This window comes from Lentzea sp. NPDC102401, assembly GCF_044765805.1.
Taxonomy (GTDB): domain Bacteria; phylum Actinomycetota; class Actinomycetes; order Mycobacteriales; family Pseudonocardiaceae; genus Lentzea; species Lentzea sokolovensis.
Genome location: NZ_JBIWKS010000028.1, coordinates 1 through 24,189, shown reverse-complemented (window position 1 = coordinate 24,189; position 24,189 = coordinate 1). Strand labels below are relative to the sequence as shown.

The 24,189-nt window shown below is 68.4% G+C and carries 23 protein-coding genes, 1 tRNA gene and 1 pseudogene; 14 read left to right on the top strand and 11 right to left on the bottom strand.

What is annotated here, in order from left to right:
* Positions 1 to 47: 47 nt before the first annotated feature.
* Positions 48 to 1,064, top strand: a pseudogene (gene rho, locus ACIRG5_RS47715) (transcription termination factor Rho); the annotation flags it as partial.
* On the opposite strand, the gene ACIRG5_RS47710 reads toward rho, so the two are convergent.
* Positions 1,045 to 2,523: an APC family permease gene (locus ACIRG5_RS47710; protein WP_402918209.1), complete on the bottom strand. Its 1,479-nt coding sequence runs from the start codon at positions 2,521 to 2,523 to the stop codon at positions 1,045 to 1,047. The pseudogene rho and the gene ACIRG5_RS47710 overlap by 20 nt on opposite strands.
* A 79-nt stretch (positions 2,524 to 2,602) precedes the next feature.
* On the opposite strand from ACIRG5_RS47710, the gene ACIRG5_RS47705 reads away from it, so the two are divergent.
* Complete coding sequence (locus ACIRG5_RS47705; protein ID WP_402918207.1) at positions 2,603 to 3,736, top strand: Glu/Leu/Phe/Val dehydrogenase dimerization domain-containing protein; 1,134 nt, start codon at positions 2,603 to 2,605, stop codon at positions 3,734 to 3,736.
* A gap of 9 nt (positions 3,737 to 3,745) precedes the next feature.
* Positions 3,746 to 4,171 (top strand): SRPBCC family protein, encoded by a 426-nt coding sequence (locus ACIRG5_RS47700; protein WP_402918205.1) that lies wholly within the window; start codon positions 3,746 to 3,748, stop codon positions 4,169 to 4,171.
* On the opposite strand, the gene ACIRG5_RS47695 is transcribed toward ACIRG5_RS47700, so the two are convergent.
* The 5 genes from ACIRG5_RS47695 to ACIRG5_RS47675 all read right to left on the bottom strand — a co-directional run bounded on the left by ACIRG5_RS47695 (position 4,168) and on the right by ACIRG5_RS47675 (position 10,599).
* Positions 4,168 to 4,725 (bottom strand): EF-hand domain-containing protein, encoded by a 558-nt coding sequence (locus ACIRG5_RS47695; protein WP_402918202.1) that lies wholly within the window; start codon positions 4,723 to 4,725, stop codon positions 4,168 to 4,170. The genes ACIRG5_RS47700 and ACIRG5_RS47695 overlap by 4 nt on opposite strands.
* 17 nt (positions 4,726 to 4,742) lie before the next feature.
* The gene (locus ACIRG5_RS47690) at positions 4,743 to 7,139 is read right to left on the bottom strand and encodes an ATP-binding cassette domain-containing protein (RefSeq protein WP_402918199.1); all 2,397 of its coding nucleotides are present in this window, start codon (positions 7,137 to 7,139) and stop codon (positions 4,743 to 4,745) included.
* Positions 7,140 to 7,191: 52 nt separating this feature from the next.
* The gene (locus ACIRG5_RS47685) at positions 7,192 to 7,908 is read right to left on the bottom strand and encodes a GNAT family N-acetyltransferase (protein ID WP_402918197.1); all 717 of its coding nucleotides are present in this window, start codon (positions 7,906 to 7,908) and stop codon (positions 7,192 to 7,194) included.
* 1 nt (position 7,909) lies between these two features.
* A complete protein-coding gene (locus ACIRG5_RS47680) occupies positions 7,910 to 8,464 on the bottom strand; it encodes an EF-hand domain-containing protein (RefSeq protein ID WP_402918194.1) in 555 nt (184 codons plus the stop codon).
* Between the two features lie 74 nt (positions 8,465 to 8,538).
* The gene (locus ACIRG5_RS47675; RefSeq protein ID WP_402918191.1) at positions 8,539 to 10,599 is read right to left on the bottom strand and encodes a hypothetical protein; all 2,061 of its coding nucleotides are present in this window, start codon (positions 10,597 to 10,599) and stop codon (positions 8,539 to 8,541) included.
* 263 nt (positions 10,600 to 10,862) lie between these two features.
* On the opposite strand from ACIRG5_RS47675, the gene ACIRG5_RS47670 reads away from it, so the two are divergent.
* From ACIRG5_RS47670 to ACIRG5_RS47655, 4 genes are all read left to right on the top strand, one after another.
* A complete protein-coding gene (locus ACIRG5_RS47670; RefSeq protein ID WP_402918188.1) occupies positions 10,863 to 11,642 on the top strand; it encodes a hypothetical protein in 780 nt (259 codons plus the stop codon).
* Positions 11,643 to 11,735: 93 nt separating this feature from the next.
* On the top strand, positions 11,736 to 12,554 hold the full coding sequence (locus tag ACIRG5_RS47665) for a helix-turn-helix domain-containing protein (protein WP_402918185.1): 819 nt from the start codon (positions 11,736 to 11,738) through the stop codon (positions 12,552 to 12,554).
* Between the two features lie 10 nt (positions 12,555 to 12,564).
* On the top strand, positions 12,565 to 12,723 hold the full coding sequence (locus ACIRG5_RS47660; protein ID WP_402918182.1) for a DUF397 domain-containing protein: 159 nt from the start codon (positions 12,565 to 12,567) through the stop codon (positions 12,721 to 12,723).
* A 39-nt stretch (positions 12,724 to 12,762) separates the two neighbouring features.
* Positions 12,763 to 13,305: a hypothetical protein gene (locus tag ACIRG5_RS47655; protein WP_402918179.1), complete on the top strand. Its 543-nt coding sequence runs from the start codon at positions 12,763 to 12,765 to the stop codon at positions 13,303 to 13,305.
* Positions 13,306 to 13,356: 51 nt separating this feature from the next.
* Here ACIRG5_RS47655 and ACIRG5_RS47650 read toward each other — a convergent pair whose 3' ends face one another.
* Positions 13,357 to 13,551 carry a PspC domain-containing protein gene (locus ACIRG5_RS47650; protein ID WP_093588499.1) on the bottom strand — a complete coding sequence of 65 codons (195 nt, stop codon included), beginning with the start codon at positions 13,549 to 13,551 and terminating at the stop codon, positions 13,357 to 13,359.
* A 135-nt stretch (positions 13,552 to 13,686) separates the two neighbouring features.
* Between ACIRG5_RS47650 and ACIRG5_RS47645 the strand changes: the two genes are divergently transcribed.
* Positions 13,687 to 14,943, top strand: a complete 1,257-nt coding sequence (locus tag ACIRG5_RS47645) for a hypothetical protein (RefSeq protein ID WP_402918176.1) — start codon at positions 13,687 to 13,689, stop codon at positions 14,941 to 14,943.
* Here ACIRG5_RS47645 and ACIRG5_RS47640 read toward each other — a convergent pair.
* Complete coding sequence (locus ACIRG5_RS47640; protein WP_402918173.1) at positions 14,847 to 15,452, bottom strand: TetR/AcrR family transcriptional regulator; 606 nt, start codon at positions 15,450 to 15,452, stop codon at positions 14,847 to 14,849. The genes ACIRG5_RS47645 and ACIRG5_RS47640 overlap by 97 nt on opposite strands.
* A gap of 27 nt (positions 15,453 to 15,479) precedes the next feature.
* Entirely contained in the window at positions 15,480 to 16,856 is a 1,377-nt protein-coding gene (locus tag ACIRG5_RS47635; RefSeq protein WP_402918170.1) for a class I adenylate-forming enzyme family protein, read from the bottom strand.
* A gap of 94 nt (positions 16,857 to 16,950) precedes the next feature.
* Here ACIRG5_RS47635 and lnt point away from each other — a divergent pair, with 94 nt between their 5' ends.
* From lnt to ACIRG5_RS47615, 4 genes are all read left to right on the top strand, one after another.
* Positions 16,951 to 18,441, top strand: a complete 1,491-nt coding sequence (gene lnt / locus ACIRG5_RS47630) for an apolipoprotein N-acyltransferase (protein ID WP_402918167.1) — start codon at positions 16,951 to 16,953, stop codon at positions 18,439 to 18,441.
* Entirely contained in the window at positions 18,425 to 19,192 is a 768-nt protein-coding gene (locus ACIRG5_RS47625; protein ID WP_330276954.1) for a polyprenol monophosphomannose synthase, read from the top strand. Before lnt ends, ACIRG5_RS47625 begins: the two co-directional genes overlap by 17 nt.
* 345 nt (positions 19,193 to 19,537) lie before the next feature.
* Positions 19,538 to 19,825, top strand: coding sequence for a hypothetical protein (locus ACIRG5_RS47620; RefSeq protein WP_402918164.1), 288 nt, complete (start codon positions 19,538 to 19,540; stop codon positions 19,823 to 19,825).
* A gap of 17 nt (positions 19,826 to 19,842) precedes the next feature.
* Entirely contained in the window at positions 19,843 to 20,316 is a 474-nt protein-coding gene (locus ACIRG5_RS47615; protein WP_402918161.1) for a TspO/MBR family protein, read from the top strand.
* Here ACIRG5_RS47615 and ACIRG5_RS47610 read toward each other — a convergent pair.
* Positions 20,309 to 20,599 carry a hypothetical protein gene (locus tag ACIRG5_RS47610; RefSeq protein ID WP_402918158.1) on the bottom strand — a complete coding sequence of 97 codons (291 nt, stop codon included), beginning with the start codon at positions 20,597 to 20,599 and terminating at the stop codon, positions 20,309 to 20,311. The two genes, ACIRG5_RS47615 and ACIRG5_RS47610, sit on opposite strands and share 8 nt — an antisense overlap.
* A gap of 49 nt (positions 20,600 to 20,648) precedes the next feature.
* Positions 20,649 to 23,204 (bottom strand): ATP-binding protein, encoded by a 2,556-nt coding sequence (locus ACIRG5_RS47605; RefSeq protein WP_402918156.1) that lies wholly within the window; start codon positions 23,202 to 23,204, stop codon positions 20,649 to 20,651.
* 233 nt (positions 23,205 to 23,437) lie between these two features.
* On the opposite strand from ACIRG5_RS47605, the gene ACIRG5_RS47600 reads away from it, so the two are divergent.
* Together ACIRG5_RS47600 and ACIRG5_RS47595 are read left to right on the top strand one after the other, a co-directional pair.
* Positions 23,438 to 23,521, top strand: a tRNA-Tyr gene (locus ACIRG5_RS47600).
* Between the two features lie 77 nt (positions 23,522 to 23,598).
* A complete protein-coding gene (locus ACIRG5_RS47595) occupies positions 23,599 to 24,090 on the top strand; it encodes a Gmad2 immunoglobulin-like domain-containing protein (RefSeq protein ID WP_402918154.1) in 492 nt (163 codons plus the stop codon).
* Positions 24,091 to 24,189 lie beyond the last annotated feature (99 nt).

Genomic DNA, 24,189 nt, shown 5'->3' with positions numbered 1-24,189 from the left:
AGCGCGTCTCGAACAACCCTCCTGAAAGGACAGACCCGATGCACATCGGTGTACTCGACGTACGTAACCACAAGGCGTTTCTCGTTGACGGGCCGCAGGTTCCGCAGAGTCTCGTGCGACAGCACGACCTGCGGCGCGGCGACCAGATCAGCGGTGAAGCCGAGAACGACAAGCTCATCAGCGTCGACACGGTCAACGGGCGCAAGCCGCACAAGCGGCCACGGTTCGAAGACCTCACGCCGCTCTATCCCAACGAGCGGCTGCGGCTGGAGCACGACCCCAACGAGCTCACCAGTCGCACGATCGACCTGGTCATGCCGGTCGGCAAGGGGCAGCGGGCGCTGATCGTCGCGCCGCCCAAGGCCGGCAAGACCATTGTGCTGCAACAGATCGCGGCAGCGATCGCCAAGAACTACCCGGACGTCCACCTGATCGTGGCGCTCGTCGGCGAACGGCCTGAAGAGGTCACCGACATGCGCAAGACGATTCCCGGTGAGATGTTCACCTCGACCTTCGACGAGCACCCCAACGAGCACATCCGCGTTGCCGAGCTCGCGGTCGAGCGGGCCAAGCGGCTCGTCGAGGACGGGCAGGACGTGGTGATCCTGCTCGATTCGCTGACGCGGCTCGGGCGCGCGTACAACCTCGCGCAGCCCAACGGTGGCCGCATTCTCAGCGGCGGCATCGACGCCAGGGCGCTGACGCCGCCGAAGCAGTTCCTCGGGGCCGCGCGCAACATCGAGGACGGTGGCAGCCTCACGATCTTCGCCACCTCGCTCGTCGAGACCGGGTCGCTGGCCGACACGGCCATCTTCGAGGAGCTCAAGAGCACCGGCAACGCCGAGCTGAAGCTCGACCGCAAGGCCGCGCAGAAGCGGATCTACCCGGCGGTGGATCTCCACCAGTCCAGCACCCGCAAGGCGGAACTGCTGGTCGGGCCGCAGGAACTCGCCATCACCGACACGATGCGCCGTGCCATGGCCGAACGCGACATCGACGTGGTGCTCGAAGGGTTGCGCAAGACCCAGAGCAACGCGGAGTTCCTCATGCAGATGTCGAGGTGACGTCACGAGCGCGAGTCGGGGAACCCAGCGCGTAGAACAAGAAGCCGATGCCGAGCACGATCAGCAGTAGGATCACCTGCGACAGCGTGTACTGCGTCCGTTCGCCCGCGAACGCCGTGGGAAGTTCCGGCGGCCAGATCAGCACCACGACGGTGAACGCGACCAGACCGGTCGTCAGAACCGTTGTCAGCACGGCGAAAGGCGCACGGAACGGGCGTTCGACGTCCGGCATCCGGCGACGCAGCACCAGCATCGACGGGAACGTCAGCAGGTAGCTGACGAACGTCGTCGAGATCACCAGCGCCAGCCCGGCGGTGAAGTACTTCTCGGAGTCGCCACCGGACAGGTTCAGCGCCGTCACCAGAACGACGGACGCCAGCAGTCCGGACAGGACGTTCACGCGCAACGGAGTGCCGTGACGAGGGGACAACCGGCCCAGACAGGCGGGCCCGGCGCCGTCCGCACACGCCACGGCCTGCGCCCGATGGGCCCCGATCGCCCACGAGACACCGGAAGTCAGCACGCCGATGATCAGACCGGCCGCGCACACGCTTCCCAGCACCGCACCCGCCCCGGTCAAGGTGACGGTTCCGTCAGGCGAAACCGATCCGCCGTAGACGGTCAGCACCTGTTTGGCGGCGTCGATGAACCCGCCCAGGCCCTGGATCCGCGACGCCGGCACCACGAGCAGAATCCCGAGAATCGGCCCCCCGTAAAGAAGAAACGCCGCGATGCCCGCGCGCAGGATCGCGAACGGCACGGTGCGCTGCGGATCGGTCATCTCCTCGGTGGCGGTCGACGGGAGTTCGAAGCCGACGTAGTTGAAGATCAACACCGGCACCAGCGCCACGAAACCCGTCCAGGTCGGCACGAAGTCGCCGCCGGACAACGGTTGTACGCCATTGCGAACCGCGTAGACCACGACCGAGACCATGAAGAACCCCAGCAGCACGATCCGCGCGAACGCACCCGCGATCGGGACCCACTTGCCGACGCGCAACGACGCCGCGACCGCGAGAACGCCGGTCCAGATGAACGCCAGGCCCGCGATGTGCTTGCCCGCCATGCCCAACGGCAGGAAGAACGTCTCGAACGTCGTCACGGCGATGATCGCCAGCGTGCCGCCCGTCCACAACGGGTTGGACAGCCAGTAGAGGACCTGGTTCACCCCGGCCGCGAGCCGTCCGAACGCGAGCTTGGTCCACACGTACGGACCGCCCTCGACGGGGAACGCCGTGCCGAGCTCGGTGGTCAGGAACCCGTACGGCAGGAAGAACACCACGGCCAGGATCACCATCCAGACGAGCCCCTGAGGGCCGTGCGCGGCGACGCTGCCGATCGTGTCCAGGCCGACGAGGGTGCAGAGCAGGTAGAACGTCACGTCCACGCGGCGCAGCGACTTGCGCAGGTGGGTGCGTTCGCCCAGCCAGTTTCCGCTGAGAGGCTGTACCTCGCTCACGGGCCCTCCAAGTGGTTGACTGATTCATCAGTCAGTTATGCGGGGCTGATCACACGCTCGAGTCAAGGGGACGCGTTCGATGAGTTATCTCCAGGTCACGTGGATCGACCCGGCGACGGGAGCGCGTGGCTACCTCGTCATCGACCGGCTGGTGCGCGGGGTCAGCAGCGGGGGTCTGCGCATGCGCGCAGGCTGCACGCTCGACGAGGTCCGCGGTCTGGCGGAGGGGATGACCGCCAAGGAGGCGCTCAACTACGACCCCGGCGCGCGCTACGTTCCCCTCGGCGGCGCGAAGGGCGGCATCGACTTCGACCCCTACGACCCGCGGGCGCAAGAGGTCCTCACGGCGTACCTGTACGCCATGTCGCCCTACATCGAACGCTTCTGGACGATGGGGGAGGACCTCGGACTGCGGCAACAGGCCATCGACGCCGCGATCGAGAAGATCGGCCTGCAGTCGTCCATCCAGGCGGTCTACCCGCTGCTGGACGACGAGCAGAAGGCCAGGGAGCGCCTCGCGGACGCCTTCGCGGTCACCGTCGACGGCGTCAGCCTGGACGAGCTGGTCGGCGGCTACGGCGTCGCCGAGGCCGCGCTCGCGGGAATCGAGCATCTCCACCTGCGCAACCCCACCGCGTTCGTGCAGGGCTTCGGCTCAATGGGCGGCGCCACGGCCCGCTACCTCGCCCAGGCCGGCGTCAAGATCGTCGGGCTCGCGGACGTCCACGGTGTCATAGCAAACCCTGATGGGCTCGATGTGGAAACCCTTTTGCTGTCCCGGGATTCCCACGGCGCCATCGACCGGTCGCGACTGCGTCCCGAAGATCGACAGCTGGACCGCGACAGCTGGCTCGACGTCGAAGCGGACGTCCTGGTCCCGGCCGCCACCAGCTACGCGATCGACAGGGACAACGCGCACCAGGTCAACGCCAAGCTGATCGTCGAAGCCGCCAACATGCCGATCACAGCCGATGCCGAGATCGACGCGCTGGTCATCCCGGACGTGGTCGCGAACTCCGCCACGAACTCGTGGTGGTGGTGGACCCTGTTCGGCGACATCGACGCCACGGCCGAGTCGGCGTTCGCGAAGATCAGCACGAACATGCGCCGGCTCGTCGCCAAGATCGTCGACCAGCCCTCACCCCGGGCAGCGGCGGCAGAACTCGCGGCCACCGCGGTGAAGGAGATCGAACAACGGTTCCGGCAGTCGTAGACTCGGCCGATGCCTGGCCTGCAGCACGCCATCACGATCGCGGCCCCGCCGGAACGCGTCTGGGAGGTGCTCATCGACGTCGAACGCTGGCCGGAACGGATCCCGACGGTCGACTCCGTGGAACGCCTCGACGACGGACCGTTCACTGTCGGCTCCAGCGTCCGCCTCAGGCAACCGAAGCTGCCCGAGGCTGTGTGGACGGTCACCGAGCTGACCCGTGGGATGTCCTACACCTGGGAGTCGAAGCAGGCCGGCGCCCTCAGCGTCGCCTCGCACGTCGTCGAACCGCACCCGGACGGGGCCCGGCTCACCCTTGCCGTGAGCGTGTCCGGGCCGCTGTCCGGGCTCGGCTGGCTGCTCACCAAGCGGCTGGCCAGGCGGTACGTCGAGACCGAGGCCGCCTCTATCAAGAGCGTCGCCGAGACCCGGGACTAGTCGAGCGGGCCGAGCAGCCACGCTCCCGGCCCGTCCAGGTCCTCCGAGAAGTAGTACGCCCGGATCGCCGCCAGCAGGTCCTCCGTCCCGATCAGGCCGTCACCGTCGTGATCGAGCCGGGCGTGAACGGCCCGTGCGGCGTCCTCCGGCAGGTTGATCCACGCCGTGGTCCACCGCATGTACTCGTCCACGCCGAGCTGGCCGTCGCCGTCGTGGTCGGCGACGGCCATCAGCGCGTCGAGGTACGGCACGTAGATGTCGTCGAACGCCTCCGGCCGCTCCAGCAGGCCTTTCGCGAACGCGGCCTTGTACTCGTCCACGCTGATCCGGCCGTCGTCGTTGGTGTCCGTCATGGCGGAGAGGTGGTCCCACACACCCAGCAGGTGCTCCTGGAACCGCCTCGCCCGCCGGTCGTCCGGGCTCAGGCCGAACGCGGCGGTCGTCCGTGACGCCGCCAGTTCGAAGTCCGCTCGGTTGACGTACCCGTCCTGGTCACTGTCGTAGGTCTCGAACCTGCGACTGAGCTTGCGGTCCAGGAACGTCGTGATGTGCATGCCCCCTTGGTACCCGGTCAACGCTTCTTGCGACGCGCCGGGGCACCAACGTAATCCGCCAGGTGCTCGCCGGTCAGCGTCGAACGGTCGGCCACGAGGTCGGCGGGCATGCCCTCGAACACGATCTTGCCGCCGTCATGGCCGGCGCCGGGGCCGAGGTCGATGATCCAGTCTGCGTGCGCCATCACGGCCTGGTGGTGCTCGATCACGATCACCGACTTGCCGGACTCCACGAGCCGGTCCAGCAGCCCGAGGAGCTGTTCGACGTCGGCGAGGTGCAGGCCGGTGGTGGGCTCGTCCAGGACGTAGATGCCGCCCTTGTCCCCCATGTGCGTGGCCAGCTTAAGGCGCTGGCGTTCGCCGCCGGACAGGGTCGTCAGCGGCTGGCCCAGCGACAGGTAGCCGAGACCGACGTCGTTGAGGCGCTCCAGAATCGCGTGCGCGGCCGGCGTGCGAGCCTCACCGGCGCCGAAGAACTCCACGGCCTCGGCGACGGGCATCGCGAGCACCTCGGAGATGTCACGTCCGCCGAGCTTGAACTCCAGCACGGCCTGGTCGAACCGCTTGCCCTCGCAGACGTCGCAGGGGGACTCGATCGTCGCCATGATGCCGAGGTCGGTGAACACCACGCCGGCGCCGTTGCAGTTCGGGCAGGCGCCCTCGGAGTTCGCGCTGAACAGCGCGGGCTTCACGCCGTTGGCCTTGGCGAACGCCTTGCGGATCGGCTCCAGCAGACCGGTGTAGGTCGCCGGGTTGGACCGGCGCGAGCCCTTGATCGGGGTCTGGTCGACGACGATCGCACCGGAGTCCTTCGGCATCGACCGGTGGATCAACGAGCTCTTGCCCGAACCGGCCACGCCGGTGACCACGGTCAGCACCCCGAGAGGGATGTCGACGTCGACGTCACGCAGGTTGTTCGTGGACGCGCCGCGGATCTCCAGCACGCCGGTCTTCTCCCGCACCTCGGGCTTCAGCGACGCGCGGTCGTCGAGGTGGCGGCCCGTCACGGTGTCGCTCTTGCGCAGCTCCTCCAGCGACCCCTCGAAGCAGATCGTGCCGCCGCCCCGCCCGGCACCGGGACCGAGGTCGACGATGTGGTCGGCGATCGCGATCGTCTCGGGCTTGTGCTCGACGACGAGAACGGTGTTGCCCTTGTCCCGCAAGCGAAGCAGCAGGTTGTTCATCCGCTCGATGTCGTGCGGGTGCAGCCCGATCGTCGGCTCGTCGAACACGTACGTCACGTCGGTCAGCGCGGACCCGAGGTGCCGGATCATCTTGACGCGCTGTGCCTCACCGCCGGACAACGTGCCCGCGGGCCGGTTCAGCGACAGGTAGCCGAGACCGATCTCGACGAACGAGTCCAGCGTGTGCGCGAGCTTGTCCACCAGCGGCGCGACGGACTTGTCCTTCACACCGCGGATCCAGTCCGCCAGGTCCGTGATCTGCATGTCGCACAGGTCCGCGATCGAGACGCCCTTGATCTTCGACGACCGCGCCGCCTCGGTCAGCCGGGTGCCGCCGCAGTCCGGGCAGGTGCCGAACGTCGCCGCGCGGTCCACGAACGCGCGGATGTGCGGCTGCAGCGCCTCGCGGTCCTTGGACAGCATGGACTTCTGCAGCTTCGGGATCAGGCCCTCGTAGGTCAGGTTGATGCCGTTGACCTTGATCTTGATCGGGTCCCGGTACAGGAAGTCGTGCAGTTCCTTCTTGGTGTACTTGCGGATCGGCTTGGCCGGGTCGATGAAACCGGACTGCGCGAACGTCTGCACGGTCCACTGGTTGTCGACGTTGTAGCCGGGCACTTTGATCGCGCCCTCGAGGATCGACTTCGACTCGTCGTAGACCTCGGTCAGGTCGATGTCGGAGATCTGCCCGCGGCCCTCGCAGCGCGGGCACATGCCGCCGGTGATGGAGAACTCGCGGCGCTCCTTGACCTTCTGGCCGCCCTTCTCGATCGTCACGGCGCCCGCGCCGGAGATCGAGGCGACGTTGAACGAGAACGCCTGCGGGCCACCGATGTGCGGGGTGCCCAAGCGGCTGAACAGGATGCGCAGCATCGCGTTCACGTCGGTCGCGGTGCCGACGGTCGAGCGCGGGTCGGCGCCCATCCGCTGCTGGTCGACCAGGATCGCCGTGGTGATGCCCTCCAGGAGGTACACCTCGGGGCGCGGCAGCGTCGGCATGAAGCCCTGGATGAACGCGCTGTAGGTCTCGTTGATCAGCCGCTGCGACTCCGCGGCGATGGTGCCGAACACCAGCGAGCTCTTGCCGGACCCGGAGACACCGGTGAAGACCGTCAACCGGCGCTTCGGGATCTCGACGTCGACGTCGCGCAGGTTGTTGACCCGCGCGCCCTGCACGCGGATCAGGTCGTGGGTGTCGGCATCATGCGCCGTCGGAGCTGTCCTGGTCATGGCGCAAAACTAACTCGCGCACCTCGGCTCTGCCTTCTTGATTCCTGATTGGTTACGCACGAATCCGGTAGTGGTACGTGCACACCTCGCGGAACCCCGTCCGTTCGTACAGCCGGAACGCCTTGGTGTTCGCCTTCTCCATCTGCAGGTACAGGTGGTTCGCCTCGCGCGCGGCCGCCCATGAGGCCAGTGCGGCCAGCACGGACCGTGCGGCGCCCTGACCGCGTGCGTGCGGGAGTGTCGCCATGCCGAACACCCCTGCCCACCCCTCCTCGGCCACGGCTCGTCCCACGGCCACCACCTGGCCGTCCACCTCGGCGTACGCGTACGCGCTGGGGTGCTCGACGCGGCTGAGCAGGTCGCGTTCGGCGCTGACGTCCCGCTTGGTCACCTTCTGCCACGCCGCCAGCCACTCGTCGGTGGGTCTGGGCGTCACCTCGCCGGCGTCGGCATCGGCGTGGCGCAGCACCTCGGCGGTCGAGGCGATCTGCAGGGACATGTCATGACCCCGCGTGTAACCCCTGTCCTCCAGGCGCAGGTCGAGGTCGTCCGCGCACACACCCGGCGTGATCTGGAACCGCACCCCGGACCCGTGTTCGGCGCAGAACTCCTCGGCGACCTCGACCCGGTCTTCACGGTCGTGCGGCAGCACCGCGCTGACCCACCAGGCGTCGCCGGGGGAGTGCCGCAGCCACCAGCCGCCCGCCTCTTCGACGTGTTCGGCGGGCTGGGCCCTGGCCGCGTACTCCTGCAGCGTCTTCAACAGCACGTCAGTCCAACGATCCGAGCAGCCAGTTGCCGGCCTCGGCGGGATCCTCGGAGAAGTAGAACTCCCGGATCGCCTCCAGCAAGGCTTGAGTGGACAGCAGTCCGTCCTCGTCGGACAGCAGGTCGTGAATTCCGCGCGCGTTCGCCTCCGAGAGGTTCATCAACGCGCCGGTCCACGTCACGTGCTCTTCGAGTGTGAGTTTGCCGTCATCGTCCTCGTCCGCGATCGCCATCAGCGCGTCGAGGAACGGCACATAGCCCTCGTCGAACGACTCCGGCGTCTCCAGCAACCCGTTCGCGAACGCCTTCTTGTACTCCTCGACGCTGATCCGCCCGTCGCTGTCCTGGTCGGTGACCGCTGAGAGCTGCTCCCACAGCCCGATCAGCATGTCGTGGAACCGCACGGCTTTCGGGTCGTCATGAGGTAAGCCGAATGCCTTCGTGGTGCGCTCGCCCGCCTGTGTGAAGTCCTCCCGCTCGATGAACCCGTCACAGTCGGAGTCGTACGTCCGGAACCGGCGGGCCAGCTTGCGGTCCAGGAAGGCGGTGATCTCCATAAGGCCCTTCTACCGCATTCCGCTCCGAAGTAAAACGCCTCTGTTAGTGCAGTGAATGCGAATTCTCCCGGTTTTCACCGGCGTCCCAACCCGGAGAACGCGCTCGCTACGACCACCATGCCGATCATCCCGATTACCGCCGCGATGCCACCGACCGCCGGTTTCGACACCTGTTCGACGTGCGCGACCGCGCGTGGAGGCGCTGGTTCGTCAGGTGCCGATGCGCGCGGTTCGGGAGCGGGCGGCAGCGGGGCGCTCAGCGACTCGATCCGCACGACCGCGCTTTCGCTGATGGCCCCACCGGCGCCCGCGCCGGACACGGTCAACCGTGAGTTCGTCGGGGCCGTGGCCAGGCACGTGTAGGTGATGCGCTCACGCGGTTGAAGTACCGGGAACTCCCGCTGGCACGCGGCGGGCTCACCCTCCACGCGGACGTCGGCGATCGGCAGGTCCGACGGGTTGCCGACCGTGACGGTGACCGTGACGCTCTCGCCGTCCAGCGCCCGGTCCTTCGACCAGGCCGCGCTGATCGTCAGTCGCGGGTAGATCACCTTGACCTGCACGGACGCCGACGCCTCGACCTTGCCGCCGATCTTGTCGGCCGCCGTGACGGTGGAGGTCAGCGCGCCACTCTCGTCGCCGGCGGGGGCCGTGCAGCCGACCGTGGACGTCGCGCCGGGATCGAGCTGCCCCTGCACGGGGTCACACCCCTGGGCCGAGCGGGCGGCGAGGCCGTAGAGCGGGGTGTCGCCGGTGTTCGTGACCGTCGTCGTGAACTTGACGGCCTGGCCCGGGAGCGCGGTCATCTCGTCGGTCGCGGTGGTCGCGCGCAACGCCGGATGCAGCACGTCGACCGTTGTCGCCTTCTGCGTCGCGAGTGGATCGCCCGCCAGGCTGGTGCCGCTCACCGCGACGGTCGCGGGGTAGTCGTCGTCGGCCGCCGTGGACGAGCAGGTGCGTGTTTCGGTCGCGTGTGCGGCGATCGTGCCGATCTGCTGGCCGCACACGGTCACGTCCGCGGCGGGCGCGTCACCGACGTTGGTGATCGTCGCGGTCTGGGCGACGGTGTCCTCGGGGTGCGCGGCGGGTTTCTCCGGGTCGATCGTCAGCGCGAGTTCGGGGAGCGGGAACGACCACGCGATGCTCTGGACGAGGAACGCGTCGTCCGCCCTCTTGAAGCTGAGTTCGGCGCTCTTGGTGCCGGGCTTGAGGGCGTCCTCCCCGATGGTCACCGTGCGCGCGTCGACGCTCATGTTGTTGGGATACGCGGCACCCTGTGCGGACGACACGAACGCGTTGCGCCCGCCGATCGACGCGCCGTTGACCAGCATCTGGTCACCTTCCGTGGCCCAGTCGCCCTCGTACGCGGTGATGCCCAGACGGATGACCCCACCTGCTGGATGCGTCGGCGCGATCGGCGTGCTCAGCACCGGCTTCTTGGTGGGAAGCCGGACGTGCCCGCCGTGCACCGCGATGTGACGCTTCGCGGGTGCCGTCGCGGTGGCGTTCGCGAACTTCCACACGACCGTCAGCGACCATCCGCCGAAGCAGTCGAACCCTTGCGGCGCCCAGACGTTGCCGACCGTCACGGTGCCGCTCGTCAGCGCGCGGGTGACGTCGGCTTCGGCGCTGTAGAAGGCGTTGTCGGTGTGGGAGAGGTCGTCCGGTGCGTCGATGACGAACCGGTCGGGGGCGACTTTGGTGCCGTTGAAGGTGACCGGGTCCCGCGGTGTGCCTGGTGGATCCTGTGCGTCGCGGCAGGTGGCGCTGCCCGCCCAGCCGAGCTTGGCGTAGGCGACGGTCGCGCCGGCCGGGAGGCTGAGTTCGGCGCTGGACGAGTTGACCGTCGCCGGGTCGGCGTCGACGTCGGTCCACGACATGCGATGCGCGTTGTTGAGCGCGGAAGGCCCGTGCCCCTTGCGGTTCAGGGCGTCCACACAGGACTGCGGCGGGTACTTCGGACGGGGTCCGGCCTGCTCGGGCGTCGGGCAGGTGAGGACGGAGTTGCCGACGACCGTGACGTCTCCGTACACCGCCTCGTCGAACTGGGTGCGCCACACCTCGGCCGCGGCGACCGGCCCCGGTGTGAGCAGTGGGATCAGCAGCACGACGGCGATGAGGATCGGTACACGCATGCCACGCCTTCCGGTCGGGTCGGGGCACAGGTTGGCACGCTTCCCGGTGGTTGTCACCGCCCGTTGATCACGCCGTCCTCACTCTCCGTCGCGGTTGGCGGGGTGCGGTTCTCCTGTTCGTGTCAACGGGTTGCGGCCGCGCGCTCCGATGTGGACCTGCTGTGTGCTTGATCAACGCCTCGTTGCTCTTGACGGGCGCACAACAGTGCCGGGAAGCGTGGTGTTGGTGGTCAAACGGTGTCCGCTGTGGGGAGATGGACCCCATGTGGACCGCGCTAGTCATCGTTCTCGCGTCGGTGGTCGTGACCGCCATCGCCTGCATCCTGTTCGGGCGCTCCCGTGCCCACGAGCAGGCCGACGACCGGGACGCGGACTCGCGAGGCTTCCTGGGCGCGGTGATCAGCGGCCTGTTCATCGTCGCGCTGGCGTTCTACGTGGTGATCGTCTGGGAGGAGAGTGGCGCCGCCGAGGACAACGCCTCCCGCGAGGCCGCCGCAGTGGCCGACGTCTACTGGCAGACCGCCGTCATGCCACAACCGCAACGCGACCACATCCGCTCACTGCTCACCGAATACCCGAAACTGGTGGCGGACAAGGAATGGCCGCGCCTGGCCGCCGGCGAGTCCGACGACACGACGACCGACACGCTCAACTCGCTGCACTCCGAGATCCTGTCCCTGCCCGCGTCGCCGGACCAGGTGAAGAGCGCGCGGGAGCGGTCGCTGGAACGGATGCGGGAGATCACCGACCTGCGGCGCGACCGGCTCGACTCGGCCGGCGGGCTGGACAACACCGGTGTGCTGATGTTGTTCGGCACGATCGCGGGAGCCGTGGGGATGATCGTGTTCCCGTTGCTGATCGGGTTCACGGCACGGAGGCGGCACGTGCTGCAGATGAGCCTGACGGCGGCGGTGCTGGCGTTCGTGTGCGTGTTGTGCGTGGGGATGACGCAGCCGTTCAGCGGGGTGTTGCGGGTGGAGCCGGAGTCGTTCACAGGCCTGTCGGAGGAACTGGCCGGGATACCGGTGGAGGAGAACCGCTGAAAGTCGTAGAACCCTTCTACGTCTGCTTCTTTCAGGTCAATTTGGGCCCGAAATGATGGAGGCGAGGGGAGCGGCAGCGCTAATTTCCCTCGCATGCCAAAGAGAGTGTCCACTGTGCTGGGACGCGAGTTCGGAGACAACCTTCGCGCCATGATCGCCCGTACCGGTCTGAAGGAGGCCGAGCTGGCCCGGCGCCTTGGCTGGGAGCACGCCAAGCTGTCGGACCTGGTCAACGGCAAGGGCGGGACCTCACTGGAGGAGTTCACCTACCTGCTGGGTGTTTGCGGCGTCCGGCCGGAGGAGTTCCAGTATCTGAAGGGGCTCTTCCTGGAGTCGCGGGAGAAGGGGTGGCTTCAGCTCTACGAGTCCGTGCTGCCGCCTCATGTGCGGACGCTGATCCAGCACGAACGCCTCGCCAAGGAGATCGTGCACTGGAGTTCGCTCTACCTGCCGGGCCTGCTGCAGATCGAACCGTACGCTCGCGCTGTAGCTGAGGACTCTCCGTTCATCGAGGCCGAACAAGTCCCGAATTGGGTGGCCGCGCGGATGGAACGGCGAACCATCGTGGCCGGGCACCGGAAGTTCGTCTTCTACGTGTACGAACCAGTGCTGCACTCGCAGGTTGGGGGCGCGGACGTGATGACCGAGCAGCTTCACGAGTTGCTGCGCATGTTGATCCGGCCATACATCACCCTGCGCGTCCTGCCTGCGGGGCGGGCGCTCACCGGAGACTTCAGCCTCTTGAAGTTCGAGAAGTACGAGCCTGTCGTCTACCAGGGAAGTCTGAACTCGGCGCTGTTTCTCGATGACAAGGCATCGATCGGGCTCTACCAGCAGGCCGTGAAGCAACTGGACCGCGTCGCGCTGAATGGGGAAGAATCTCGTGAGTTGATCACCAGCATCGTGTCCTGAGGAGGCCCGGATGACCGAGTGGCGTAAAAGCAGTTACAGCGCGACCGATTCCGACTGCGTCGAGATCGGGCGCGGCGTCGGCATCCGGGACTCCAAAGCGCCCGCCACCCACGTGCCGGTCGAGGCGGAGGCGTGGGAAGGGTTCCTGCGTCTGGTCACCGGTGACTGAGATGATTCCCCCAGGAAGTCGAACTTGGGGGAGAAGCAGATGTGGGGACGCAGGACCGCGACGCAGCGGTTGGCCGAGTCGGCCGGACTGACCTGGAAGCTCCTCGACGACCAGAGCGAGCTGGCCGTCGCGAAGCTGACCGCGTGCACGGCCGCAGATCGGGCGTCGGCCGACGACGTGCTGCCGATGGTCGCGCGCGTCGCGGAGAAGCTGGCGGCCGAGGAGGCCAACCACGAACTCGTGGTGACGCTGGTCGAGGTCATGCAGCACCTCGCCTCGCACGGCTTGGAGCAGTTCCACACGACGGAGGAGATCCGAGTCGTGCTCGGGCCGCGCTGCCTTCTCGTGTGGGAGGCGGTGGAGAAGTTCTGGGCGGCGGTCGCCGAGTGGACCCTGGAGAACGGAGAGCTGCGGTCCAATGAGGACGTTCTGTCCGTCGAGAACCCGCAGCTGCGTGCGATCCTGTGGACCTCGAACAGGAGCCTGGGCGACGGCACCCGCGTCGGTACCAGCGACGCGCTTCGGTACGAGAAGTCGGGCGGTGAGCCGATTCCCGGCTACCGCGAGCTGATCGCTCCCTGAGATGGGGACAGCCGCCCACCTTGGGGATGGGCGGCGTTCCTCCGCGGCAGATCAGTAACCGCGGTCGGGCATGATCACCCAAAGCACGATGTAGACGACGAACTGCGGTCCCGGCAGAAGGCAGGACAGCAGGAACAGAAGGCGCACGGTGCCCGCCTTCATTCCCCAGCGCTGGGCGAGCCCCGCGCAGACACCCGCGATCATCCGGTTGGTCCTGGGCCTGCTCAAAGCAACTGTCGTGGTCATGTACCCAGGATGCCCACTTTCGTCCATCTGTTGCATCGGGGATGAACCCTGATTTCACCCGGATGAGCTACATCACGTAACTCCAGGGCTGTGACCTGCGACAGCACGGTTGTCCCGAACGTTGGGGGAGCCGAGATGCGCTTTGACTTCCTGATCGACACGGTGTTCATCGCGGTCTACGCGCCGCTGTTGTGGCATGCCTGGCAGTGGTTGCGGACCAAGGAGCGAAACGGGCCGCCGTCGCCGTTGCGCAGCCTGACGCTGGTCGAGAGTCCGTATCCGCGTGCGGTGCCGATCACGGTTCTGGCCGTGGGGCATCTCGCGGGCAATCCCGTCGGCCTCATCGCGCTCGGGTTTCTCGTGACGGTGGCGGTGGAGTCGGCTTGGCGGAACCGGGATCGCTGGGTCCGGCAGCACCTGTGGGCGTTGGGACGCCTCAGGGTTCAGGCGACGGTGGTTCTGCTCGTCTCGGTGGTGGTGTTGTTCGGGGACACGCGGTCGCTCGAAAGGCCAGGGGTGGGGCTGGCGATGTTCGTCGCGGCGGTCGCGATGGGCGCGAGCGTGTGGTTCGTGATGCGACGGCTGGTGCTGACGTCGTGGCCGCAGAAGACGTGGCGCAGTGCGCGGCCTGAGCTCGGGGCGCTGATCAGGCTTGGGCTGTGCATCCTCGTAGGGGGCGTCGGGTGGATCTACGGGCCGCGGCAGCTGACCGGGTACGCGATCGTGCTCGGGCTGGTGGTGTTGCTCGGGCTGGTGTGGGTGGTCTGGGAACTGGAGGACGCTGCCGCCGCGAAGAGCAAGCTGGGTGACGCAGACCAGATCCGGGCCAGGGCGGCGATGAGGCCGTGCGCGGAGCAACGGCCCGCGGTGATGCGGGTGGCACGGGGACTGGCCGTGACCCCGTTGGTGACCCTGGGGATCGCCTACGTGCCGATGGCGTACGACGGGGAGAACGCGTTGACGGCCATGCGGGTGCTGGTGTTGTGCACGGTGGCGGTGTTGTTCGGGGACTGGTTGATGGCGCGCGGCGGTAAGGGGCCGTCGCATTCGCCGCACCACTGGTGGTTCACGGCCGCGGTCGTGGCGATCTCGACGGCCAGTCTGATCGCCGTGGGCGCAGTCGGGCGCACGCTTCCGCTGGCCGTGGTGTTCCTGATGTTCGCCGGGCTGTTGCTCAGCGAGGCGCAGCGGTTCGCGGAGACCGTGCCGGTGCCGAAAGGGTTGCTGTTCCTGGGTTTCACGCGCACGCCAGTGGCACTGCTGCTCGTGCTGTGCGTGGTGACGAGCGGGCTGAGCTATCCGACGGACGCGGTGGAGAGCTGGTCGACGAACCTCAGGCACGTGGTGCGCATGGCGTCGACCGTCATGGCCCTCGATCCCGCGAGCACCTGAAGCGCGAGGCCGTCGAGCATGCTGACCATCATGTTCGCGAGTTCGAGCGGGTCGCCGGACGAGTGGATGTCGCCGGAGGCCTGGCCGTCGCGGAAGATGCTCGCCACGATGTCGCGCCACTCGCCGTAGAAGCGCTCGTTGAGCTCCTGCAGTTCGGGGCTGCGGATGGCCTCGACCCAGAGTTCGGCCCAGACCTTCCACGCCTCGACGGTCTCGGCCCCCTCGGGCAGGTACGACTCGATCACCATGCGCAGGCGCGACAACGGGGGCTCGTCGGACTCGAGGATCCAGCGGCGCCGGCGGACCGAGAGCTCGAAGCAGTGTTCGAAGGCCGCGTCGGTGAGTTCGCGCTTGGTCTCGAAGTAGTAGTGGACCGTGCCACCCGACACGCCGGCGTCCTTGGCCACGTCGGACACCCGGAGGTGGCGGAAGCCCTCTGCCGCGATCACCTTGCAGGTGGACGCGAGGATCTGCGCCTTGCGTTCGGCTTCCACGCTTGGACGGGGCATCCGTCACCTCCTGATTTAGCCCGAACCTTACCGAAACCGGGAGCGAAGCTTGCGCTTGTCGACCTTTCCCACTTTGGTCAGGGGCAGTCGAGGCACGATCGTGACCCCTCTGGGCTGGTAAAGCTCACCCAGTTCGGCAACGACCGAATCGCGAATTCTGTCGACATCGACATCCGGTCCTTCGGTGACCAGGAAAAGATGCACGACCTCGCCCAGCGCCTCGTCCGGCCGAGCGACCGCCGCCGCCTGCCGGATGCCGGGAAGCGTGACGAGAAAGTCGTCAAGCAGGCGTGAGTAGACGTTGTCGGACGTTCTACCAGTGACGATGACGTCTTTGCTGCGGTCGTTGAGGTAGAGGTAGCCGTCGGAGTCGAAATAGCCCATGTCGCCGGTGTTGAACCAGCCATCGGCCGTTTCGCTCAATGGAGGTTCGCCCCAATAGCCCTCCATCACGAACGGGCCGCGCACCCACACGTCACCGTCGCGGGTCTCGACCTCCATGGCGGGATTCGCCTTGCCGACCGTGCGCAACGTGTCCGGCCGCGAGAGGTCGACGGACGTCGCGGGCATCATCGTGATCGCCATGGCCTCCGTCATGCCGTAGCCCTGGTTGACGACCGGGCCCCACTTCTCGATCGCCTGGCGCAGCCGCTTCGGGGCGAGCGGCGACCCGCCGAGGATGACGGCGCCGAACTGCGGGCCGGGGCAGTCCGGGTGATCGAGCACCTCGTACATCATCGGCGGCACGAACATCGTCGCGTTGATCTCCTCGTCGCGGGCGAGGCGCACGAACGTGTCCGCGTCGAACGTCGACGGGCCCAGCACCAGCTTCGAGCCGGTCATCAGGGCGAGCCGCGCCGCGCCGGACCCACTGCCGTGGGTGATGAGCGTGTTGCAGAGCAGGTTCATGGGCGGCGTCTGCGCGGACGCCGCCCACCGGTCGTCGGAGCGGTGGACCGCGAGCTTCGGCAGGCCGGTCGTGCCGCCGGTGTACATGACGGTCGTGAAGCCGGGCGCCGGCACGCGTTCGACGGGGTCGCCGGGGAGGTCGGCGAGGTCCCAGCCGTCGAGCCGGGTGCTGAAGGCCGGGTCGACCACCACCCCGGACACGTCGGCTCGCTCGATCAACGCCCTGAGCTCGCTCGGGCCCGGCTCCGGCGGCACGTAGACGAGCCGGCCGCCGAGAAGGTGGACGGCCACGGCCAGCAGGACCGCCTCCGGCGTGTTGCCGACGTACGCGGCCACGCCGTCGCCGGGACGGATGCCGCGCCGGGCGAGACCGTCGGCGAGGCGGAACAGCAGGTCACGGGCTTGCGCGCGGGTGAGTCTGGTGTCGCCGCCGATCACGGACTCACGTTCGTCGTCTGTGGACAGTCGCTCCAACACAAGATCGACGTAGCTCATACGTCCTGTGTACTCCGGGGCCTCGTACTCTGATCGGGTGGTTGCACCCCCCATCGCGCCGGAATCGCCGGAATTGCCCGCGCGCAGGCGAAAAGTGAGCACTCCGGTGCTGTTGCGCGCGGCACTCGCCGTCGCCGGCGGCGTACTGGTCTACCTGAGCTTTCCGCCGCGCCCGCTGTGGTTCCTGGCGCCGTTCGGGTTCGCGTTGCTCGCGTACGTGATCTACGACAGGCGTGCGCGTGCCGGGTTCGGGTACGGGCTGCTGTTCGGACTCGGGTTCATGGTGCCGCTGCTGCGGTGGACCGGTGAGTTCGTCGGGCTGATCGCGTGGCTGCCGCTGGCGCTCGCGTGCGCTCTGATGATCGCGATCGGCACGGCGGCGATGGCGTTCGCGTCGCGCGTGCCGGGCTGGCCGCTGTGGGCGGCGTGCCTGTGGGTGGCGGACGAGGCGCTGCGCGGGGTGTTCCCGTTCGGCGGTTTCACCTGGGGAAAGATCGCCTTCGGGCAGCCGGAGGGCTGGTTCCTGCCGCTCGCGTCGCTCGGTGGGGCGCCGCTGGTGACGTTCGCGGTGGTGCTGACCGGGTTCGGGCTGTTCTGGCTCGTGAAGAACTGGAAGCTCGGCCTGCCGCTGGTCGTGGTGCCGCTGGGGGTGGGCCTGGTGGTACCCGTGGGGGTGGACGCGTCCGCCGGGACGGTCACCGTCGCCGCGATCCAGGGCAACGTGCCGCGCGCCGGGCTCGACTTCAACTCGCAGCGCCGGGCCGTGCTCGACAACCACGCGAAGCGCACGCTCGAACTGGCCGCCGACGTGGCGGCGGGCAAGGTGAAGCAGCCCGACGTCGTGATCTGGCCGGAGAACTCGTCGGACATCGACCCGTTCCGCAACAGCGACGCCGCCGCGGTCATCGACAGGGCGGCGAAGGCGATCAAGGCGCCGATCGCCGTGGGCGCCGTGGTCGTCGACAAGAGCGACGGGCTGCCACGCAACCAGGTGGTGCTGTGGGACCCGGAGAAGGGGGCCACGGACACCTACACGAAGCGCAAGCTGCAGCCGTTCGGCGAGACGATGCCGATGCGGTCGTTCTTCCGGCTGTTCGCGTCCGAGGTCGATCGCGCGGGTGTCTTCCAGCCCGGCACGGACCCGGAAGGTTTCGTCATGGGACCGGCGAAGGTCGCGATTGACACATGTTACGAAGTGGCGTTCGACTCAGTGGTCCGCGACTCCGTGACGGCCGGCGCGACGATCATCGCGATCCCGACGAACAACGCCACGTTCGGCTACACGGAGATGACCTACCAGCAGCTTTCCATGTCCAGACTGCGTGCGGTGGAGCACGGACGGGCCGTGGTCGTGGCGGCCACCTCAGGCGTCAGCGGGATCGTCGAACCTGACGGTTCCGTCACTCAGAAGACTGGGCTTTTCGAGCCGGGTGCCCTGGTCGCGACACTGCCGCTGCGGTCACAGACTACGCTGGCGACTTGGCTAGGAGCCTGGCCCGAGTGGGTGATTGCCGCTGCGGGCTTTGTGGCGTTGGCGCTGGGCTTCACCCGACGACGGAAGGACTCGAATGGCGCGGCAGCCTGACCAGGAACTCGGGCAGGTGCTGGTGGTGATCCCGACGTACAACGAGCGGGACAACATCGGAAAGATCGTCAAGCGACTGCACACGGCACTGCCCGACGTGCACGTGCTGGTGGTCGACGACGGCAGCCCCGATGGCACCGGCCAGCTCGCCGACGAGATGGCGGCCGCGGACGACCGGGTCCACGTGATGCACCGCACCGAGAAGGCCGGCCTGGGCGCCGCGTACGTCGCGGGCTTCCAGTGGGCGCTGGAGCGCGACTACGGCGTCATCTGCGAGATGGACGCGGACGGCTCGCACGCACCGGAGCAGCTGCACCGGCTGCTCGACGCGCTGCCGAAGGCCGACCTGGTCCTGGGCTCGCGCTGGGTGCCGGGTGGCGAGGTCGTGAACTGGCCGGCGCAGCGCAAGTTCCTGTCGCTGGGCGGCTCGCTGTACTCGCGGCTCGCGCTGGGCGCGAACATCCGCGACATGACGGGCGGCTACCGGGCGTTCCGCGCGGACACCCTGCGCAAGCTGAACCTCGCCTCGGTCGCGTCGGCCGGCTACTGCTTCCAGATCGACCTGCTGTGGCGGACGCTGGAGCTGGGTTTCCGGGTCCGCGAGGTGCCGATCACGTTCCTGGAACGCGAGTTCGGCGAGTCGAAGATGAGCGGCAACATCGTGCGCGAGGCGCTGATCCGCGTGACCAAGTGGGGTCTGCGCCGCCGCGGGAACCAGGTCAAGAGCCTGTTCACCGGCAAGAAGAAGTAGACCGCCCTGCCACTTCGGACCGTTCTTCGCGGACGGTCCGAAGTAGCGGCCGTCATCTCCAGTACTTCCCGTCCGACGGGCACACGTGGCCGGTGCCGTCGCACGAGGTGCAGTCCCCGAACGTCCACTGCACCTTGCCGTTGCCCTTGCAGGTGTCGCAGCGGATGGTGCTGCCGTGACACTTCCTGCAGTTCGCGGGTCTGCCATTCCAGGCCACTGTCTCCTCCAGGGATTCGTTGGTGAATCCCCTGTCGGAAAGAGCCCCGCGACCGTTTCCCGATCCGGGAAAGATTCGTGGTCGAAGGTAATGAGCCGACTTCATGAGCAGGCCTTACCGTTGTTCCCATGGGCCTCGCCGACCGGATGATCCGCCTGCTCTGGGCGGTCGGCGGCGAGGACGTGGCGGCACGGATCCTGCGCACGCACTGGCGCCTGCTGCCGACCGACGACCCGCTGGGCCGCGCGTTGCGGTCGCGGCTGGTGAAGGCGCTGCGGGCCGAGCTGCCGGGGCACGACGCGCAGATCCGCGAGGCCGTGCTGGTCGACGAACTCACGCTGCTCAACGCCGCCGAGCGCGTGCGGCCGAGCAGGGCGGCGGTGCTCGAGATCGTTCGTGCTTTGGCCGGCTCGTGAACGGGTATCACCGTGGCATGACGCTGGTATCCGAACGCCATCCGGTTCGCGCTCTCGGGCTCATCGCGGGGGCCGTGCTGGTGACCGCCGTGGTGGGGTCCCTGTTCTCCGTGTCGGCCGGATCGACGTACATGGCCCTGGAACAGCCTTCCTGGGCGCCGCCCGCATGGCTGTTCGGTCCGGTGTGGACGACGCTGTACGTGATGATCGCGGTCGCGGGCTGGCTGGCCTGGCGCGCGGGAGCGACCCGGAACGAGTTGACGTTGTTCGGCGTGCAGCTGGTGCTGAACGCGGCCTGGACGCCGTTGTTCTTCGGGCTCGGGTGGTTCTGGGTGGCGTTCGCCGAGATCCTGGTGCTGTGGCTGGCGATCGTCGCGGTGATCGTGGCGTTCTGGCGGCGGAGCAGGGCCGCCGGGGCGCTCCTGGTGCCCTATCTGGCATGGGTGAGCTTCGCGGCGGCCCTGAACGTGTCGATCGCCGTTCTCAACTGATAGTCGTCTTTTGGCGCGGCACGAACTCGCGCAGCACCTCCATGCCGGTCATCGCGGGCGCGCCGGACGGCTCCGGGCCGAGCACGCGGGCGATGACCGGGCCGAGCACCTCGCGGAAGAAGCGGTCGGCGTGCTCCTTCGACTCCCACACGGCGATGACCCGGAACTCGCCGTCGGCCCGGCAGGCGTAGCGGGCGCGCAGGCCGTCGGGAGTGGCTGCGCCCATCACCTGGTCGAGCTGGTCGAGGGACTGGGTGGGCGGGGTCGCGATGGTGAGCCACATGGGGTCCTCCTGGGGTCGGTGTGCTCCCAAGGTAGGAAGTTCGCGCTGGTCAGCCATCCGCCGGAGTACTCGGTGCGGTACTCATCCACGCCGCGATCTGGCTGCGGGTGCTGAAGCCGAGCTTGGTGAGGATGTGCTGGACGTGGTTCTGGGCGGTCCGCTCCGAGATCACCAGCCGGCGCGCGATCTGCCGGTTCGTCATGCCCTCGGTGACCAGTGACGCGACCTCGTGCTCGCGGCCGCTCAGTTCGGTCGTGGTGAACGCGGTCATGCCCAGCGTGCGGATCGCACGGTCGGCGGCGCGGTGCACGGCGTCGGCGTCACGGCCTGCCGCGCGCAACGCGGCCGCGAGGTGCCAGCGGGCCTCGGCGGCGAACGCGGGCGCGCCGGCGCGGGAGGCCTCGTCGACGGCGGCGTTGAGGTCGGTGATGGCCTGCTCGTGGTCGCCGAGTGCCAGGTGGCCGCGGCCCAGCGCGAGGGTGACCGGGCCCATGTACGCGACGCCGTTGCCGGCCGCGTGCTCACCGCGGAACTCCGCGAGACGGGGCATGATCAGCCGCAGGTCCTCGGTCAGACCGAGGCCTGACGTCACCAGGACGGCGTCGACCAGGCCGGGCAGCACGAAGAACGCGGGCAGGTCCCACTCGGCGATCGGGCCGGAACGGCGGTAGAAGTCCAGGGCCTCGTCGCGGAAACCCGCGCGCAGCAACAGGAACGCCCGCGTGAGCTTCGACATCAGCCGGAACCGCGGTGGCGGGTCGTGGAAGTGACGGGCCAGCGCGAGGCCGTCCTCGGTGACGCCGAGATGACAGGAAAGCCCGCACTGCAAAGCGAAGTAGGCGCCCGACGCCGGTTCGCGCTCGATCACCCGCATGCGGTCGTAGGCCCTGCGGCCGACTTCCTGGGCCTCCGCGAAACGGCCCTGTGCCTGGGCGAGGCACGCCGTCACGACGTCCAGGTGCCACAACGGGACCTGGCCACCGACCCGTTCGCAGGCCAGCTTCAAAGCCGGGATTTCTTCTTGTGCCGCAGCGAGTTCGCCGCTCTCGACCAACGCGTGGACGCGCCACAGCGAGCCCCACATCGCGCCGCGTGGGCTGTGCGTGCGGTGGGCGAGGTCGATCATCTCGGTCGCCAGGTCGAGGCGTTCGGCACGTCCTGCCGGACCTGGGCACGCCTCCTGCCTGGCGTGCAACGCCTCGGCGAGCGCACGATCGTCGCCGCGGGCCAGCCTCAGCGCCTCCCGGCTGAGCTCGTCGAGCCGGTGCTGCTCGCCGCGGTAGAACGCGAGGTGGCTGCGCTGGGCCAGCAACCGGGCGCGGGTGGCCTGGCCGACGTCCTGGCGAAGGGCGTTGTCGCACAACGGGGTCGCGACCGCGTTGACGCCCGCGCCGGGCGCGGCTTCGAGGACCAGGGCGGCCTCCGCGATCTGCTCGGGCGACGAGGCCAGCTCGGCGGCGCGCTGGGCGGCCTGGACGCACCCCGCGAGGTCCCCGGCGAAGTAGGCGGCTCTGCCCAGCGCCACCTGAACGTCGTGGCTGTCGTCCAGCTCGGCAGCGGCGCGGTAGAGGCGGACGCCCTCTTCGTAGGCGAGCCTGACCACCGCGTCCTGCGCCGCACGGATCGTCCACGCGCGGGCCTCTTCTGTTTCACCGCAGGCGTTCCAGTGCCGGGCCACGTCGGCGTAGCGCGTGCTGGTCGTCATCGCCTCGGCGATCCGGCGGTGCAGCGCGCGGCGTTCGGCGGGGGTGAGTGCGGCTTCGACGGCGTCGCGGGTCAGCGCGTGCACGAACCGGTGCCCGGTCGCGTCGATCAGCGTCGTGGCCTCGTCCAGCGCGCTGATCGGCAGGCCGGACGCCCTGGCGGCCAGGTCGAGGTCGAAGTCGCGGCCGATCAGCGCGGCCGTCTTGACCAGCTCGCGGGCGTCGGGACAGAGCCGGCCCAGGCGGGCGGTGACGATGTCGCGGACGCTGCGCGGCGGCTGGTCCGCGCGCCACGTGCCGTCGCCGACCGCGCGGGCGATCTCCGTGACGAACAACGGGTTCCCGCTGGTCAACTCCGTGATCGTGGCCGCGTGCTCGGTCCCGACCAGCTCCGCGACCTCGTCGGGGGACAGCCCGTGCAGGTCGATCCGGTCGGCCGAGCGCATGAGGTCCGCGACGGCCGGGCACGGATCGCGGAAGGTCGCGAACAGCAGCACGTTCCGCAGTTGCGTGGCGAGATGAGCGAGCACGAGCAGTGACGCCTCGTCGGCCCAGTGGACGTCCTCGACGATGATCACCAGGTCGTCGCGGTCCAGCGCGGTCGCGATCGCGTCGAACACCCGGAACCTGTCCTGCGGCACCTCGGCGTCGTGCGCGAGCACGAGATCGGGATCCGCGCCGGTCGCCTTCAGCACCTGCCGCCACGGCCAGAACGCGGGCGCACCGGCGGTTTCGACGCAGTGCCCCCACACGACCTCCCGGCCGACCGCGAGCGCGTGCCCGGCCAGCTCCTGGGCCAGCCGCGTCTTGCCGATGCCCGGCTCGCCACCGCACAGCACCAGCCGCCCGGTCTCCGCCGCCAGCCACGATCGCGCCGCGGCAAGCTCGCGACCACGCCCCACAACCCTCACACCTGGATATCGCTCGGGTGCGGAACCGCGTTTCCTCCCGACAAATGGCTGGCGGCGTCGCCAACGTTCCGGCAAGGTGGTCCGCATGCGCCGCTATCGCAGCTGTCCGCCCAGCTCAGGCTCTCCGTCGTGACGCCGTAAGGCCTCGCCGACGTCGAGAGCCGCCCGCCCGTGCGAACCGGGTCAGGGCGGCTTTTTCGTGCGCGGAAAATGCGCACGACAATGGTGGAGATGGGGCTGTGGAGCCCCGCCCGTCTGTAAAACGGGAGCCCCGTGCAGAGTCGGTTCGACTCCGACCTCCACCACCAGCCGTTGGGCCACCGGGGTGAACCCCGGCAACGACCCCCGCCCCGCACACGACCTACTAGCGGAGGAAGGGGACACCATGTCCATCGACGTTCAGCAACCTCGTTCGCTCGGCCTCGTCGGGAGCCGCGTCCACATCGCCGGCACCGCGGGTGGGGCGTTCGAGGCCCAGTTCGGCTACCGGATCCACGAGGGCCACGACGAGGTGACCGGCGGGTTCACCGCGGGAGACGGGGTAGGCGGCCACGGCCAGTTCCAGGTCCAGGTCGACGTGTCGGGGGCGTCGTTCGCGCTCGACCGGCTCTTCGTCGAGGTGTTCTGGGTGTCGCCGCAGGACGGCGCCGAGCTCGACAAGGTCATCGTGCCGGTGGTGTACGGGCCGCGGATCGTGCCCGGTTACCGGGTCTACCAGGAGTACGTGATCAAACCCGGCGACTCCCTGTGGTCGATCGCCACGCAGTTCTACGGCTCCGGCAACACCTACACGCGGCTGGTGCGGGCCAACCCGCACGTCATCACGGACCCCAACGTGATCACCCCGGGGAGCGTGATCCGGATTCCGCAGTCCTGATGTGACCGTTATCTGAAGTGCCGGTGAACGTGAGTCCATCGTGGTTCAGACAGCCGTCGCCTTGCGGCGGAGGCGTTGGCCCGCACCAATCGGTGCGGG